Here is a 16,019-nt window from a genome sequence, read left to right as displayed (position 1 = left end):
CTCCCGGGAAGGATGGAAGGTTGATTCTTCCGTCCTTCGTCTGGGAGGCGATCGATATCTCCGCGGACACGCGCCGCATCTGACGACGCGCGGGATCAGCAACGTATCGGATATTCAACCCATGCGTATTCAACCCGCATCGTTTGCCTTCACGCTGTTGCTGGGCCTTCTTGCCTCAGTTCCGTATTCGGGCATTGACATGAGCTTACCGGCACTGGCGGCCACTGGCGCCGCTCTCGGCGCGCCGCCCGCGGATGTCGGCTTTACGATGAGTGTTTTCATGCTCAGTCTGGCGACGGCGCCGCTTGTCTATGGGCCGGTATCCGATCGGTACGGTCGCAGGCCCGTCGTGGTATTCGGCGTCACGCTCTTTGTCGTCGGCAGTCTCGCTTGCGCGCTCGCCCAATCATTACCGGTGCTGCTGGTGTGCCGCTTCGGCCAAGGCTGCGGCGCGGCCAGCACAACGTTGACGTTTGCAATCATCCGCGACCTGTTCGAGGGGGATAATGCGCGTGCGAAGATGGCCAACGTTGTCATTGCCATAAATGTAGTCACATTGATCGCGCCGACCGCTGGCGCGGCTCTACTGGCGCTGGGCAGCTGGCGCCTGATTTACACGATTCAGTTCGTAATGGGTCTGGTTTTGTTGATCGCATTGGTCACCGGCTTTGCCGAAAGTGCAAAGATCGATCAGACCAATCGCCTTGCACCATCAATCATTGGCCGCAGCTATCTTCAAGTCCTGAGGCATCCGATCTCGTTCGCATACATTCTGGTCGGTGCAGCCGCCGGCGGGACCGTTATGGCTTATGTCACCGGGTCCTCCCTGTTCTTCATCAACAGCATGGGGCTACGGCCTAATCAGTATGGCCTGATTTTCAGTGCGTGCTCCGGATCGGTCATGGCCGGGGCTTTCCTCGATCGCCGGCTCGTCGCTTGGAACGTCTCACCAGCTTATGTGCTGATGAGGGGTTTGACAGTCTCGGCGGTGGCTTCAGGGCTATTGCTTGCCACGACACTGGTCGGCTGGGTACCGCTACTCCTTGTTGTTTCACTTCTGGTCGCTGTTGGTCTTGCCTTCGGATTGACCATACCGAACGCCATCCGCGCGACGATGCATCCGTTGCCGCAGATCGCCGGCGCGGTAGGCGCTGTGTCCGGAAGCATTCAGATGATGGCAGGCGCCGTCTCAAGCGGGCTCGTTGCGTGTCTTTACGACGGACGATCAGCGCTATCGATGGCCGCGGTCATGACGCCGTGTTCGCTTCTGGCGCTGGCCTCTTATCTGCTGATTGCCCGTCCCGCCGAGCGTCGCGTTTTCGCAAGTTAGCGTCATGCCCGCGCTGGATGGCCTCGATCACCTTCGGCGACGATGACTGCCATGCGCGGAGGCTTCGCTCGTTCCAAGCCGATCGGAACTAAACCCTAGCGAAAGGACGAGATCCATGAGTAACGACGAGACTGCGGTGCCAACGGGAATTTCCCTGACCCACTTGGATCCCGTCTTTCGGGAGCGGCCAGACGAATATCTCGATATGCTGAGGTCGCGCGAGCCGGTGCACCAGGACCGGATGTTCGATCGGGTGGTGCTGACCCGTGCGGTCGATGTCGATGCCGTCATGAATAATCGCGAACTGGCCTCCGATCCACGGAAATCCCGCCCGGGTTCGTTCTCTCGGGTGCAACTGAAGGTGGATGAGACATTTCAGCCGCTCATACTGCATATGGATGACCCGGACCATAAGCGCCTGCGCTCCCTGGTCGTCAAGGCGTTCAACCAGGTCGCGGTCGATGCGATGCGCCCGCGTATCACTGAGGTCGCATGCGGCTTGCTGGACGACATCGACTATCCATCCTGCTTCGATATTATGGAGGCTTATGCCCGACCGTTGCCGACGATCGCCATCGCGCTGATGTTGGGCGTCGATACCGCCCGCTGCGACGACTTCAAGCAGTGGTCTGACGGCAAACTACAGATGTTCAACCCGCAACGCACGCCGGAGCAGGAGGCCATCCTGGCATCCTGCAATGCTGCTCTCACCAGCTACTTCGCTGAGGTAATCCAAAAGCGTCGTAAGGAACGACGGGCCGATCTGATAAGCAGCCTGATCGACGCCGAAGAGGACGGCGAGCAGCTCGACGAAGCGGAGATCACAAACGTTTGCCATAGTTTGCTCTTTGCGGGCAACGTGACGACGACTGATCTTATCGGTAACGCCGTACTAGCCCTGCTACAGCATCCCGGTGAACTCAGCAAACTGCTCGCTAATCCGAGCCTGGTTCGTAGCGCCGTCGAGGAAGTGTTGCGCTATGACGCGCCAGTCGTGCAAGGCACTCGGATCGCAACCGAAGCGATGCAGATCGACGGGTGCCCGGTCGCGGCGGGGCAGACGATCAATGCCGTGCTCTACGCAGCGAACCACGACTCAGAGGCGCATCCCGACCCAAAGCGGTTTGACATCGAACGGCCGGATAAGCGTCACATCTCATTTGGCGGCGGCGCCCATTTCTGTCTTGGCGCGCCATTGGCCCGGGCCGAGGCACAGATCGCTCTTTCGGTGCTTTTCGAGCGGTTCCCGAAGCTCCGCCTGAGTGCCGAGCACCCCTTGGAGCGCCGGACGATGCTCAACTTCAATGGATTAGAAGCGCTTTGGGTGCGCGCGGACTAGCACTGCGTTCCAGTCACCATGAGCCTTTGTCCCCCACGGCCGACCTGATGGCGCTCGCAAGCCCCATCAGCAGTGCGGACCGTCGCATTTCACCGAACATGCTCACACCCGATCTACTTGAACTAGGAATAGCCGACCATGAAAGAAACTATTCTGCGCTCCGGCATCGACCGTCGCACCCTGCTCACGACGTTGGCGCTGCTTCCAGCCCTATCCGCGCCGCCCTTATCCGTCTCCGCGTTGGCCCAGACCGCTTCGAGCGGCCCATTGCCATCGTGGAATAACGGATCCGCCAAACAAGCGATCCTCGACTTCGTCCGAGACACGACAGACCGAGCAAGTCCGAAGTTCGTGCCTCCCGAGGAACGCATTGCCACTTTTGATCAGGATGGCACGCTTTGGGTGGAGCAGCCGATTTATAGCCAAATGGTGTATTGCCTCGACCGGGTCCCGGTGTTGGTCGCGCAAGAGCCGGCGCTAAAGGACGTTGAGCCATTCAAGACGGTGCTCTCGGGAAACCGGGAAGCGATAGCCGGGCTTTCGATGCGAGACCTCGAAAAGATCGTCCTTGCCACGCTCGCCGGCATAACAACTGACGAGTTCGAGGCCGAAGGAAAGAAATGGCTTTCCTCCGCGAAGGACCCACGCTGGAAGCGGCCCTATACCGAACTCGTCTACCAACCGATGCTGGAGGTGATGACCTACCTGCGGGCGAATGGCTTTAAGACCTACATTGTCACGGGCTTCGGTCAGGATTTTGTGCGCCTGTATTCACAGCAGGTCTACGGCATCCCACCGGAGCAGGTGGTCGGGTCGGCGCTTGCCATCAAATATGATTATGACAAGGACGGCAAGCCGGTCCTCATTAGTGAACCCAGGCTCATGCTGTATGACAGCGCTGCCGGGAAACCGGAGGGCATTCACTTGATGATTGGTCGGCGTCCGAACGCTTCATTTGGCAACTCGACCGGAGACCAGCAGATGCTGGAATATACGGGTGCCGGGGAGGGCGCGCGACTATCGATGCTTGTACTGCACGACGATGGAATACGTGAGTACGCTTATGGTCCGGCGCAGGGGCTGCCCTATACCAAGATCGGTTCCTTCACCCCCGCGCTCTACGCTGAGGCCAGGAAGAAAAACTGGACCATCATCAGCATGAAGAACGACTGGAAGAATATCTTTTCGTTCCAATAGCTGATGGCTGAGTTGGTGGCGCGATGTGGCAGTGAGCGGTGCGTGCCAGTACCGGTGAAAGGGCGCCGGCGGCTCACGACATCCAGCTTCCAGAGTCTTAACTTCATTCACAGCATCGAATCTAAATCGTGTTTGGAAGACAAATGCCCCTGTCAGTCATATGGCTCGTCACGTCCTTTGCGATCAGGCTGCTAGTCGTTCACTTCAAGCTCGCCATCCTTCTCAGGTCTCGCGCGAAGGCGCGTTTTCGGGGACCGGGCACCCAAGGGCGAGAGGGCGGGCGAGACGTCGTCCTGGCTGATGAAGACCTCTCGCCAAATGGATACCCGTGCGGACCATCTCCTGCCCGCACGAACAGTCGCTTGCGGCTGAAGTGAAAGCGTTGAAACCGAGGGAACATTCGCCATGCTTGGCTTAATGATGCAAACTCCGTTGCTCCTGTCGTCCATTCTCATGCACGCGGCGCGCTCCTTTCCCGATGTCGAGATCGTCTCCCGAACTCCCGACAAGCCCGATCACATCACGAACTACAGCGGCCTTCTCGAGCGCAGTTCTCGGCTCGCAAATGCATTGGACTCGATCGGCATTAAGCCAGGCGATCGCGTGGCGACCTTAGCCTGGAATAGCTATCGGCATCTGGAGCTATACTTCGGTATTTCCGGAATGGGAGCCGTTTGCCACACGATCAATCCAAGGCTGTTCGTAGACCAGATCATATACATCATCAACCACGCCGAAGATGCGGTTGTATTCTTCGATCTGGCTTTTATCGATCTCGTACACTCTTTAATGCCGCAATGTCCGACTGTTGAAGCGTGGATATATCTGGGCGAGGCGGGCGACGCAAAGATCGTGGGAGCCAAAGGCTTCCCATCCTATGAAGGATTTCTCTCCGGGTGCTCGGAAGCTTATGCATGGCCCGAGTTCGACGAGAACACGGCATGCGGACTGTGCTATACGTCGGGAACGACAGGAAACCCGAAGGGTGTGCTGTATAGCCATCGCAGCGCCGTGCTGCATTCCTGCGCCGCAGCGCTCCCAGACGCTTGTCGCATTTCTCTGGATGACACGGTCGCGCTTGTCTCGCCGATGTTCCACGCAATGTCTTGGGGAATGCCGTATTGTGCAACGGCGACGGGTTCGAAGCTGGTGTTGGCCGGCCAAAACGTCGACGGTGAGAGCCTGCACAGGTTGTTCGAGGACCACGGGGTGACTTTCGCCGGCGGCGTGCCGACGGTCTGGCTGGGCTATGTTCGATACCTGCAAAACGCCGGCGTGAAGCCGACGACGCTCAATCGTGCGCTGATCGGTGGCACGGCATGTCCGGCCTCCCTGATGGAAACGCTGCAGGACGAATACGGAGTAGAAGTTCTGCATGGCTGGGGCATGACGGAAACCAGCCCGCTCGCGACGATCTCGAAGCCACTGCACAAGCACATGACCTCGTCGAGAGCTGAACGGCGGTCTCGCCAGGTCAAACAAGGACGTGCGCTTTTCGGGGTCGAAATCGGCATTCGCGATGGCAACAACAGAAAACTCCCCCACGATGGCAAGGCCGTTGGCGACCTCGTGGTTCGGGGGCCCTGGATTGCCCGCGCTTATTACAAGATGCCGGAAAGCGAGTGTGCCGATGGCTGGTTTTTCACGGGTGATGTCGTCACGATCGACAGCGACGGTTATATGCAGGTTACGGATCGCTCGAAGGACGTCATCAAGTCCGGAGGCGAATGGATATCGTCTATCGAGCTCGAAAACCTGGCGATGGCCCACCCCGAAATCGTCGAAGCGGCGGTGATTGGTATTGCGCATCCAAAATGGGACGAACGCCCGCTCGTGCTTGCGGTCCGGCGCCAGGGGTCGAGGCTCGAGGCGCAAGATCTCCTGACCTTTTACGAGGGCAAGATCGCGAAGTGGTGGATGCCGGACGATGTTCTGTTCGTCGACGAGCTTCCGCACGGGGCGACCGGAAAAGTCCTGAAGACCAAATTGCGCGAGCTTTACGGAAACCGCGATTCCGCCGCGATCAGCCAGACGCGCAACCCGCCCGCCGCCGAAGCCAACGGAGGTTCCTATGTCAGTCCGCAGCTCGCTTCTCGCAGCCGCCGTCACCTTCGCCTCACTCGGGGCCGCACACGCTAACGGCCTGCGGCCGATCGAGGGCCTGAGCATCAATCTCGGCGATGTATCCGGCGTCGCCTACTACACGGTCGAGCCCGATGGATTCCGCGTCGTCACGACTCTTGCACAGGGTGAAGCGGGAGCGCCGATCCGCTTTGTGACAGTACTGGCGCCCGGTCAGCGCGTCGTTGTCTCAACACCATACCAGGCACCCGCGCTCGAAATCAGCCGAAAGGGCGATGAACTGCTCGTCCGCAAGGCGAGCACGTTCTCCAATTGACTGTCAATTGGCACGCAAGCGCCGACGTGAAGAAGCCAAAGATGTCCACGATTCATCTCCGCCAGCTATTTGGACGGCGCAGGCAGGATCGGCTTTCAGGTCGGGATCAAGCCCGATCCGCGATAGCTTTCGATCAGCGCATCGAACAATTTCAGGTCGGCGCGGCTCCGCGCCATCAGCTGCGCGCCGGCAACGGCCGCGTAGATCGCGCGAGCCCTTGCTTCACGCTTGCTGGCGGGAACTGAAGCCGCTGCGAGCATCCTGGTCAGCCAGGCCACGTTGACATCGGCGAAGGCTTGCACCTCGGTTTTGACGGCGTCCGGCAGATCATCATATTCGGCCGCCATGAAGCTGCAGAGGCACATGCGATTGTCCTGCTCGAGCGATCGACGAAAAAGTCCCGGATAGGCGCGGAGCGCCTTTCTTGGATCTCCGTTCGCTTTTGAAAGCGCTTCGAGGTTCGCCGCCGTATCCTCCCAGTAACGTCTCGCCACCGCCGCACCCAGCTCGGCCTTGCCGGGGAAGTGGTGATAGATGCTCGCAGCCTTGATACCGACTTCGGCTCCGATGTCGCGGAAGTTCAACCCGCCATACCCGTGGGCCTGCGCTGTCCTGCGCGCCGCGGCCAGGATTGCTTCCCTCGCATTTTCGCTCATCGTGATCACCTTAACGTGTCCCTACCAAATGACAGGTAGGGATTGAAGTCCATAAATGCGAGGGACATGTCCAGCCTACCAAATGGCAGGTAGGATCGATATGACTGATGACATCGTTAGAATGGACGCCACTCGCATCTCCCAGCTCATTGCCCTACGGGAGCTTTCGCCCGTCGAGGTCATGCAGGCGCATCTCGACCGCATCGCGGCGGTCAATCCCAAGCTGAATGCGATCGTGACGCTGGCCGACGGCGCGATGGAAGGCGCCAGGACGGCCGAAGCGGCGGTGATATCGGGCGCCCAGCTCGGCCCTCTCCATGGCGTTCCGTTTACGGTCAAGGATGGGATCGACGCGGCGGGTGTGCTGACGCAGCGCGGTTCGCCGATTTTCAAGGGGCGCGTGCCTGATACTGATGCCACCGTCGTGGCCAGGCTGAAGGCCGCCGGCGCCATCCTCATCGCAAAAACGAATCCGCCCGAATTTTCCTATTCGATCGAAACCGACAATCTCCTGACGGGCCAAACCAACAACCCCTGGAACCTCGACTACACGCCGGGCGGATCGAGCGGCGGTGAATCCGCCGCCATCGCAGCGGGCATGTCGCCGCTCGGCGTGGGCAGCGATCTCTCGATCTCATTGCGCGGCCCGGCAGCGCATACCGGTATCGTTGGATTTAAAGCGACTCACGGTCGAATGCCGATGACGGGCCATTGGCCTCGGGTGCCACGCCGTTTCTGGCACATCGGTCCGATGGCGCGTTCCGTTCGCGATGTGGCGCTCGCTTATTCCTTGATGGCAGGACCTGACGGTGCCGACGGCTTCTCGGTCAGCTCGCCCAGCCTCGATACAGGGGTAGGTACGAAATCGACCCGTGAGCTTCGCGTGGGCTGGATGGCCTCTCCGGGCTTCTTCGGACCCATCGATCCGGAAGTGGTCGCGACCGTGAAGGCAGCGGCACATGCGCTGAGCAATGCCGGCTACCACGTCGAACAGGTCCGGTTGCCGGTCGTGGAGCAGACCGATGCCAACAGCGTCCTCTGGCAGCTCCAACAGATGGAAACCCGGCGCGAGTTCGAGAAGGTCACTGCCGGCCACGAGGCCCAGATCTTCAGGCACGCCAAATTGGTCCTCGATACACCTGACACGCCGATAGCCGACTTCGTCGCCGCCGAGCAGGCCATAGAGCGCCTTCGCGACAGCTTCGCCGAATACTTCCAGCGCTACGATGCGCTGCTATGCCCGGTGACCCCGTTCCCGGCGACCAAGCATGGTCTCAACGCCCTCGTGGTCGATGGTGTGACGGTTTCACCCTTTCACGTCATGAGCGCCACATCACCGTTCAGCTTGACGGGAATGCCCGCTCTATCAATGCGGTTTGGAACGAGCCATGACGGTCTTCCGATCGGCGTGCAAATCGTCTCCTCCTGGTTGGCGGAATCGACGACGCTCAAGGTCGCCTCGCTCCTCGAGGAGGTGAGCCCGGTTCGCGACCTTCATCCGACTATCTGACGATGAAAGGGCGGGATTCAACCCGCCCTCTCCCCTGAGAGCATCCACCATGAACGATGAGCTGACGATATCGCGGCTTGCTCAATCAACCGACGGTCACGTTCAATTGCGTCGCAAATCCTGGTGCGCTCCGGTCATTGTCGCCGTCCATAGGTTCGCTATCGGTTGCCGCTCCCTTCCCTCATGAAGTTCCCGCGCGCGCCGGAACATCACCGGAAACAGGACGTCATGAAGGCACACAGCAGCGCTCTCGAAGAGGCCGAGAAGGATGATCAGAATGAACATTCAAGTCTCGCTCACACCGACGCGCAGCCGATCGACCTGAATTCCCTGCAGACATTCGTCGCTGTCGTGCGCGCCGGCGGATTTGCGGCGGCAGCCCGCGAAACCAACACGCCGAGGTCGTCCGTCAGCTTGCGCATCCGCAGCCTGGAGGCGGCGCTCGGCGCGCGGCTCTTCAAGAGGTCCACGCGCGCTTTTGCCCTCACGGCCGCAGGACGAGAACTCTACCAGCGTTCGGCTGGCGCGCTTGCCCTGCTGGTCAACGCGCTCCGGGGGGTAAGCGGTGCTGACGACCCATATGCCGGCGAAATCCGCATCACGCTGCCGGCCGACTTTCCGGTCAGGATCGTGGCAGCCGCGATCGGGGATTTCAGAAACGATCACCCCAATGTGCGCTTTGAGGTGTCGCTCACTAACGACGTGCTCGATCTCATCTCCCAGGATATTGATATTGCGCTCCGCATCGGAGCGGCCAATCCTCAGGAAGCCCTGATCAAGGGCGCAATCGACATGAAGTTTGGTCTTTATGCGAGCGCAGACTATGTGAGCCGTCACGGGATCCCCGTCGATATTCGCGACGCGTCGACCTTGATCGGGCCATCGAGGCCGGAATTGCTGCGCCTTCTATCCCGCTCCTTGCCGGGCGGGGCGACGTGGCCCGCCTTTCATGTCGCGGTCGACTCCTTCGCTCTTGCTCGTGAGCTCGTGCTGAATCACCAGGGGATTGGTCTGCTTCCGGAAGCCCTCTGCAGAGTGGAATACGCATCGGGGCTCGTCGTGCCGATTTTGCCAGAGCAGTCCTCCGGGACGATCCGCCTGCATCTCACATATCCGTCGCGGGCCGATCTAAGCGCCAAGGTCGCGGATTTTACCCGTGTGTTCGAGCGACACCTTGCAGCTGCGGCGCGGTGATTTCCGTTGTTGTCGTTGTTCATGCCGACAGTTTGAGGTGGATCGTTCGGGCAGCAGAACTGGTCTTCGGGAAACTCCGATGCCAATTGGCCAGAACTACAGCCGCTGTGGCTTGCGGAAGGGGACTAATCCGCAGCCCTCCCGCATGCAATCTATCGAGCTCCGAAGTCAATGGAGCCTTGGCCAATGCAGAGCGTCATCACGACGAAGTTCGAAACGACCGAATTTGCCGGTCTCACGACGAAAATTATCAATCCGCAGGAAAGCCCGTTCACGGTGCTGGACATGACCATCAAGCCGGGCTTCGGCGCACCCGCCCACATCTCCGAGGAGGAGGACAAGCTGTTTGTCCTCCTGGAGGGCCAGGTGAAATACCTCGTGGGAGACCAGACCGAGGTCGCTGGACCCGGTTCGCGGATTCTCGTACCGAGAGGAGTTGTTCACGGATTCACCAATGAGGGGCCGGCCGACGCGAGACACATCCTCGTCTCCACGCCGCGTCGTCACGAGGAATTCTTCCGCGATCTGCACAGGATCCCCGAGCCGCGCGAGCAGCATATGGACATGCTGCCGACGATCGCAGCGCGCAACGGCCAACGGATAGTTGGTCCGCTCCCATGACACGATGGGCAGCACCGAATGCGCGTATCGCCGCGATTTCGACGTCCCTAGGTCACCCTCCACCCCCCATCCCCCGCGCGCTTCAGCGCGGGGTCGCTCACCCGCACATGCTCGGCCAGGAAATCGATGAACGCGCGCACGCGCGCGGGCAGGGGCGCGGTGTGGCCGACATAGACGGCGTGGATGTCTTCGCGGTCGCCGGGATTGTAGTTCTGCAAGACCGGAACGAGACGGCCCGATTCGATGTCGGGGCCGATGTGGAAGAGGGCGAGGCGGGCGAGGCCGACGCCGCCGAGGGCGAGGCGGCGGGCGATCTCGCCGTCGCTGGCGCGCGCGGCCGGTGGCGGCATGGCTTCCTCGGTGCGGTCGCCGCGCCGGAATGGCCAGCCGCCGCGGATGCGCGGAAAGGTCCAGCCGATGCCGCGGTGCTCAGTGAGATCCGCCGGCGTCTTCGGCGTGCCGAAGCGCGCCAGATAGTTTGGGGTGCCGACGACGACCATGCGGCTGGTGCCGAGCTTTCGCGCGACCAGGCGTGAAGCTTTCAGGGGCCCGACGCGGATCGCAATATCGGCCCGTTCCTGCATCAGGTCGATCAGCGTGTCGGTCAGCACGAGGTCGAGTGTGACCTCGGGGTGCCGTTCCAGGAAGCGGGGAATCAGCGGTAGGACGTGCAGCATGCCGAAGGGAATGTTGCAGTTGACCGTGAGGCGGCCGCGCGGCGCCGCGCCCGAGGCCGCCTCGCGCTCGGCCTCTTCCATCTCTCCGAGAATGCGCACGGCGCGCTGGTAGAAGGCCTGGCCCTCCTCCGTCAGCGTCAGCTTGCGCGTGGTGCGGTTGATCAGCCGCGAGCCGAGGCGCGTCTCCAGCCGCGAGATCAGCTTGCTGACGCCCGACGGCGTCAGACGCAGCTTTCGCGCGGCCTGGGTGAATCCGCCGAGATCGACGACGCGGACAAAAACCTCCATCTCGGCGGAGCGGTTGGTGTCGAAACGGGCCATGTTGAATTCATGTCACAAATGATTGGATTGCGGACATCCTAATGGTTTTGCTGCGCTGCGGCTATCTGCGTGGCTCGTCCCTCGCATTGGAGCCACGCATGCCTCCCGCCGTCCTCGCCCTCACCGCCGGTGCCTTCGGCATCGGCACCACCGAGTTCATCATCATGGGCCTGCTGCTCCAGGTCGCCGCGGACATGCATGTCTCCGTGCCGGTCGCGGGGCTGCTGATCTCCAGCTATGCGCTCGGCGTTTTCGTCGGCGCGCCTGTGCTGACGCTGGCGACGCGGCGGATGCCGCGGAAAACCGTGCTGCTGGCGCTGATGGCGATCTTCACGCTCGGCAACGCGGCTTGCGCGCTGGCGCCGAACTACGAATGGCTGATGGCGGCGCGGGTGCTGACCTCGCTCGCCCACGGCACCTTCTTCGGCGTCGGCTCGGTGGTGGCGACCAGCCTCGTCGCGGAGGACAAGCGCGCGTCGGCGATTGCGACCATGTTCATCGGCCTGACGGTCGCGACGCTCCTGGGCGTGCCCTTCGGCGCCTGGTTCGGCCTGATGCTCGGCTGGCGCGCGGCATTCTGGGCGGTGACGGTGATCGGCGTGATCGCCTTCGCAGTGGTGGCCACATTCGTGCCCGGCCATGTCGGCAATGGCGACAAGCCAGTATCGTTGGCCGAGGAGATCGCGGTGCTTGGCCGGCCGCAGGTGCTGCTCGGTCTTGCCATGACCGTGTTCGGCTTTGCCGGCCTGTTCGTCGTCTTTACCTATATCCAGCCGATCCTGACGCGCTTCGCCGGTTTCTCGGAAGCCGCGGTGTCGCCGATCCTGCTGGTGTTCGGTGCAGGTCTCGCGATCGGCAACGTCGCCGGCGGCAAGCTCGCCGATCGTGGCCTCGCGCGTGCCCTGATCGGCACGCTCGCTGCGCTCGCCATCGTGCTGCTTGGCCTTGCCGCCATGCTGTCGGTCAAGATCGCAGCCATCGCCCTGATCCTGCTGCTCGGCATCGCGGCCTTTGCGACCGTCGCGCCGCTCCAGCTTCGCGTGCTGGAAGCCGCCGGCCCCAGCGGCCGTACGCTCGCGTCCAGCCTCAACATCGCCGCCTTCAATCTCGGCAACGCGCTCGGCGCCTGGGCGGGCGGCGTCACCATCGACCGCGGGCTCGGTCTCTCCGCGCTGCCGCTGGTCGCGGCCGGCATCACGGCCGTCGGTCTCGTGCTTGCACTATGGAGCCTTCAGCTCGATCGAACGCAGTCCGCAGTCGCGGCGTGCCCCGCGGAATAGGAGAATGATCATGGAATATCGCAATCTCGGCGCTTCCGGCCTCAGGGTACCCGTCCTCAGCTTCGGCACGGGCACGTTTGGCGGCGAAGGCCCGCTGTTCTCGGCCTGGGGCCGCAGCGGCGCTGACGAAGCGCGCAGGCTGGTCGATATCTGCCTCGAGGCCGGCGTCAATCTGTTCGACAGCGCCGATGTCTATTCGAACGGCGCGTCAGAGGAAATCCTCGGCGCCGCGATCAGGGGACGCCGCGACAAGGTGCTGATCTCCACTAAGATGAGCCTGCCGATGGGCGACGGTCCGCTCGATGCCGGCTCTTCGCGATATCGTCTGGTCGCCTCGGTCGAAGCAGCGCTGCGGCGGCTCGGCACCGATTACCTCGATCTGCTCCAGCTCCATGCCTTCGATGCGTTCACGCCGATCGAGGAGGTGCTGTCCACGCTCGATACGCTCGTACGTGCCGGCAAGCTGCGCTATGTCGGTGTTTCCAATTTCGCCGGCTGGCAGCTGATGAAGTCGCTCTCAATTGCCGAACGGCACGGCTGGCCGCGCCATGTCGCGCATCAGGTCTATTATTCGCTGCTCGGCCGCGACTATGAATGGGAACTGATGCCGCTCGCTCGCGACCAGGGCGTCGGCGCGCTGGTCTGGAGCCCGCTCGGCTGGGGCCGGCTCACCGGCAAGATCCGGCGCGGCGAGCCGCTCCCTGCGAACAGCCGTCTGCACGCCACCGCGCAGTTCGGCCCGCCCGTGGATGATGAGCGTCTCTATGCCATCGTCGACGTGCTTGATACAATCGCCGCGGAGACCGGCCGCACCGTGCCGCAAATCGCGATTGCCTGGCTGCTGTCGCGTCCGACCGTATCCTCGGTGATCATCGGTGCCCGCGACGAAGCGCAATTGCGCGACAATCTCGGCGCGGTTGGCTGGTCGCTGAGCGCTGCGCAGATCACGCGTCTCGACGAGGTCAGCGCCGTGATGCCGCCTTATCCCTACTACCCCTATCGCATCCAGGAAGGCTTTACGCGCCTCAATCCGCCGCTGGTGTGACGAACGACTAGTAAAAAGCCGCGATCGCCGTCGCGATTCCCGCTGGAAGATTCGGCTCGTTCTTCAGCGTGTCCAGAAACGCGGGATCGCCTGATACCGTGAGGCCATCCAGCTTGATCGGATGCAGCGGCTCGGCCGCTGCCGCGACCGCCGCCAAATCCGGACCGGTCCTGACACCGTTGAATTCGAGCCGCGGGCGCAGTTGGACATTGTTGCCGAACTGCTCGTCCAGCGCGAGGCGCCATCCGGTCCGCGACACCGCTCCGCGGGCGATCGCATCGCTTATGGCGAGGCTGTGCGGTTGCAAGGTGCCGAGATTGCCGAGCGCGGCACGGAGGCGGCTCGTCGCCTCCGCCAGCGTGATCCTCTCGATCCCGGGATCCTGGTCGGGCGAGGTGAAGTCGATCACCCGCGCGCTGCTGCCCATCCTGAGCGCCTCGCCGCTTCCGCCCGCCTTCTGCATGACCGTCTTCGTCCCATAACGGGCTCGTCCGCCAATGGTGACCAGAACGATGTCCTGCTCGCGCGATTTGATCAGATGAGCGTAGGGATCGCCGGTGACTCCCTTCACGACCAGAAGGTCGGCGAACTTGCCATTGGCGATCGTTCCCAGCTTCGCATCCCACTTGAGGATCGAGGCCGGATTGCGCGTCGCCATCGAGACGATGTCGTAGTCGCTGAAGCCGAGATTGAAATGCGCGGACACGACCTTGGCCGCCTTCAGCTCGCCGAGCAGGTTTTTGCTGCCGGACGGCGACCAGTCCGAGCCGAGCGCAATGATGAGGCCGGCCGTGCGCGCGGCAACGACATTGGTCGTCTTTCCGTAGAGCAGGAGATTGCTCAAGGGGGACCAGACCACCTTGGCATGGTTTTCCGCCATCGTTCCGAAGTCGGTCGCATCGAGTGCCGTGCAATGAATGCCGGCCAGCGACGGTTCGATCGCCCAATCGCCCTCGGAATTGCGCAAGGCGAGGAAGTGGCTATGCGCCTTGGTGTCGATGCCTTCGCTGAGATGCAGCAGGAAGCACGATGACGATTTCAGCTCGTTGTCGAATTTCGCCCAATCCTCGGCATCGATGTCGGGAATCTTCGAGTGTGCCCGCGGCAGATCGGGCGGGCTGCCGATCTCGGCGGCGCGCAACGCGCCCTTGTAATATTTGTGGATCGTGCCGCTCCAGTTCGACAGCGTGATCCCCTGGCTCGTCGTGGTACCCGCGACCATGCACTTGGCTTCGACATAGCGAACCAGGGCCGGCAGCAGCGAGCCGTCGTCGGCCAGTGCGATCGCGCTCATGGGGCCGGTTACGGACGTCTTGTACGATTTGGCATTCTGCCATTGGTCGCGATTGCCGTAGGACTGCGGCACGCGCCAGAGCGGCAGGATGTTGTAACTCAGGTGATTATGCAGCTCGATCAGGCCGGGATAGATGGTGCCGCCGGTCGCCACTGCAACGACGGCCTCGAAGCCGACCGGGGTCGGCTGCCCCTTGGGTACGACCGCGGCGATGCGATTGTCCTCTATGAAGATCGTCCCGCTCTTGATGACGTCGCCCTCAGTGGTCATAGTCACGATCCGCCCGCTCAGGGCCCATCGCTTCGGGTTGGCAGCCGGGCTCATGGGATCACTCCGTCGGGGATGGTGATCGTGATCGTGCGTCGCTTGGTGGTCGCGTCGGCGCCCTGGCGCACGGCCCATGGCGTGTCTCCGCGCATCCACGCCGGCAGTCCCGCCGGGAGATCCTTTGCGATGATGTCGAAGAGCTCGGTCGGTTTGAAGGCATCGCCATATGGCACAAGCGTCGTCGGCACGTCGGGATGCTGGATCTCAGGTGCGAGAGCCGCGAGCGCGGCGTTCCACTTCGTCAGCATGATCTTGGTGTTCGCGGCCCGCGTCGCGTTGTCATGGGCCGAGCTTTCCGGCCAGGTCGGGTGCGTGATGTGCTGATACGCGAGGGTCTTGTAGGCCGCGCCGTCGGGCGTCTTGAGCCAGGCCTTCCAGGCCTCGTCGGCGAGGCCGCCAAGCGAGACGACGGCCTCGATATTGCCCGGCGCGAGCACGGCCTTGAACCATTTGTTGCGATAGTCGACGATACCGGGCTCGTTCTTGTGCTTGTTGCCGCCGCTCTGCCCGTAGACGCTGTACAGGAAGGTGTTCACCATCACGTAGCTCTGCGTGATCCCGAGCTTCGCCAGGAAACCTTGCGTCCGGCGGCCCGCAGTGCCGACCAGAATTCTGCGCACGATCGTCTCGTGCTGAGCGGGATCCTGACCGACGACGAGCACACGCGCCGATCCGTCGAGCCGGCCGCGATGAAAGATCGGCCCCCATTCAATCCGGAAATCGTTGGGATCGTAGGCTTCAGCGCCCGGGTAGTCGGCGCACAGATCGCGAAATGGCTGCTGGTCGTATCCGCTGTCGAATTCCACGAGCATGGCAAATGCTCCGATGCG

The 16,019-nt window shown here is 62.1% G+C and carries 14 protein-coding genes; 10 read left to right on the top strand and 4 right to left on the bottom strand.

The features are described from left to right. Window positions 1-121: 121 nt before the first annotated feature. From ABIB95_RS36325 to ABIB95_RS36305, 5 genes are all read left to right on the top strand, one after another. On the top strand, window positions 122-1,330 hold the full coding sequence (locus ABIB95_RS36325; protein WP_354246844.1) for a multidrug effflux MFS transporter: 1,209 nt from the start codon (window positions 122-124) through the stop codon (window positions 1,328-1,330). Between the two features lie 115 nt (window positions 1,331-1,445). Next, the gene (locus ABIB95_RS36320) at window positions 1,446-2,669 is read left to right on the top strand and encodes a cytochrome P450 (protein WP_354246841.1); all 1,224 of its coding nucleotides are present in this window, start codon (window positions 1,446-1,448) and stop codon (window positions 2,667-2,669) included. A 138-nt stretch (window positions 2,670-2,807) separates the two neighbouring features. Then, entirely contained in the window at window positions 2,808-3,866 is a 1,059-nt protein-coding gene (locus tag ABIB95_RS36315; RefSeq protein WP_354246838.1) for an HAD family hydrolase, read from the top strand. Between the two features lie 405 nt (window positions 3,867-4,271). Further along, window positions 4,272-6,005, top strand: a complete 1,734-nt coding sequence (locus tag ABIB95_RS36310) for a long-chain-fatty-acid--CoA ligase (RefSeq protein WP_354246835.1) — start codon at window positions 4,272-4,274, stop codon at window positions 6,003-6,005. Further along, window positions 5,938-6,264, top strand: a complete 327-nt coding sequence (locus tag ABIB95_RS36305) for a hypothetical protein (protein WP_354246832.1) — start codon at window positions 5,938-5,940, stop codon at window positions 6,262-6,264. The genes ABIB95_RS36310 and ABIB95_RS36305 overlap by 68 nt, the downstream gene beginning before the upstream one ends. Before the next feature lie 95 nt (window positions 6,265-6,359). On the opposite strand, the gene ABIB95_RS36300 is transcribed toward ABIB95_RS36305, so the two are convergent. Beyond that, the gene (locus ABIB95_RS36300; RefSeq protein WP_071916980.1) at window positions 6,360-6,920 is read right to left on the bottom strand and encodes a TetR/AcrR family transcriptional regulator; all 561 of its coding nucleotides are present in this window, start codon (window positions 6,918-6,920) and stop codon (window positions 6,360-6,362) included. A 100-nt stretch (window positions 6,921-7,020) separates the two neighbouring features. On the opposite strand from ABIB95_RS36300, the gene ABIB95_RS36295 reads away from it, so the two are divergent. The 3 genes from ABIB95_RS36295 (at window position 7,021) to ABIB95_RS36285 (ending at window position 10,245) form a co-directional block, all read left to right on the top strand. Next, the gene (locus ABIB95_RS36295; RefSeq protein ID WP_354246829.1) at window positions 7,021-8,430 is read left to right on the top strand and encodes an amidase; all 1,410 of its coding nucleotides are present in this window, start codon (window positions 7,021-7,023) and stop codon (window positions 8,428-8,430) included. 228 nt (window positions 8,431-8,658) lie between these two features. Further along, complete coding sequence (locus tag ABIB95_RS36290; RefSeq protein WP_354246826.1) at window positions 8,659-9,624, top strand: LysR family transcriptional regulator; 966 nt, start codon at window positions 8,659-8,661, stop codon at window positions 9,622-9,624. Window positions 9,625-9,810: 186 nt separating this feature from the next. Next, on the top strand, window positions 9,811-10,245 hold the full coding sequence (locus ABIB95_RS36285; protein WP_014490468.1) for a cupin domain-containing protein: 435 nt from the start codon (window positions 9,811-9,813) through the stop codon (window positions 10,243-10,245). Window positions 10,246-10,292: 47 nt separating this feature from the next. On the opposite strand, the gene ABIB95_RS36280 is transcribed toward ABIB95_RS36285, so the two are convergent. Next, a complete protein-coding gene (locus tag ABIB95_RS36280; RefSeq protein ID WP_354246823.1) occupies window positions 10,293-11,243 on the bottom strand; it encodes a LysR family transcriptional regulator in 951 nt (316 codons plus the stop codon). 98 nt (window positions 11,244-11,341) lie between these two features. On the opposite strand from ABIB95_RS36280, the gene ABIB95_RS36275 reads away from it, so the two are divergent. Next, the gene (locus ABIB95_RS36275; protein ID WP_354246820.1) at window positions 11,342-12,523 is read left to right on the top strand and encodes an MFS transporter; all 1,182 of its coding nucleotides are present in this window, start codon (window positions 11,342-11,344) and stop codon (window positions 12,521-12,523) included. A 10-nt stretch (window positions 12,524-12,533) separates the two neighbouring features. After that, window positions 12,534-13,568, top strand: a complete 1,035-nt coding sequence (locus ABIB95_RS36270) for an aldo/keto reductase (protein WP_085403627.1) — start codon at window positions 12,534-12,536, stop codon at window positions 13,566-13,568. Window positions 13,569-13,575: 7 nt separating this feature from the next. Here the strand turns inward: ABIB95_RS36270 and ABIB95_RS36265 are convergent, their stop codons facing one another. Together ABIB95_RS36265 and ABIB95_RS36260 are read right to left on the bottom strand one after the other, a co-directional pair. After that, window positions 13,576-15,186, bottom strand: a complete 1,611-nt coding sequence (locus ABIB95_RS36265; RefSeq protein ID WP_354246817.1) for an amidohydrolase family protein — start codon at window positions 15,184-15,186, stop codon at window positions 13,576-13,578. Further along, window positions 15,183-16,001: a uracil-DNA glycosylase family protein gene (locus ABIB95_RS36260; RefSeq protein WP_354246814.1), complete on the bottom strand. Its 819-nt coding sequence runs from the start codon at window positions 15,999-16,001 to the stop codon at window positions 15,183-15,185. Before ABIB95_RS36260 ends, ABIB95_RS36265 begins: the two co-directional genes overlap by 4 nt. Window positions 16,002-16,019 lie beyond the last annotated feature (18 nt).

It is taken from the genome of Bradyrhizobium sp. LA2.1, assembly GCF_040547725.1.
Taxonomy (GTDB): Bacteria; Pseudomonadota; Alphaproteobacteria; order Rhizobiales; family Xanthobacteraceae; genus Bradyrhizobium; species Bradyrhizobium barranii.
Note: the sequence above shows the minus strand (reverse complement) of the source record. Positions and strands in the feature narration are given on the sequence as shown.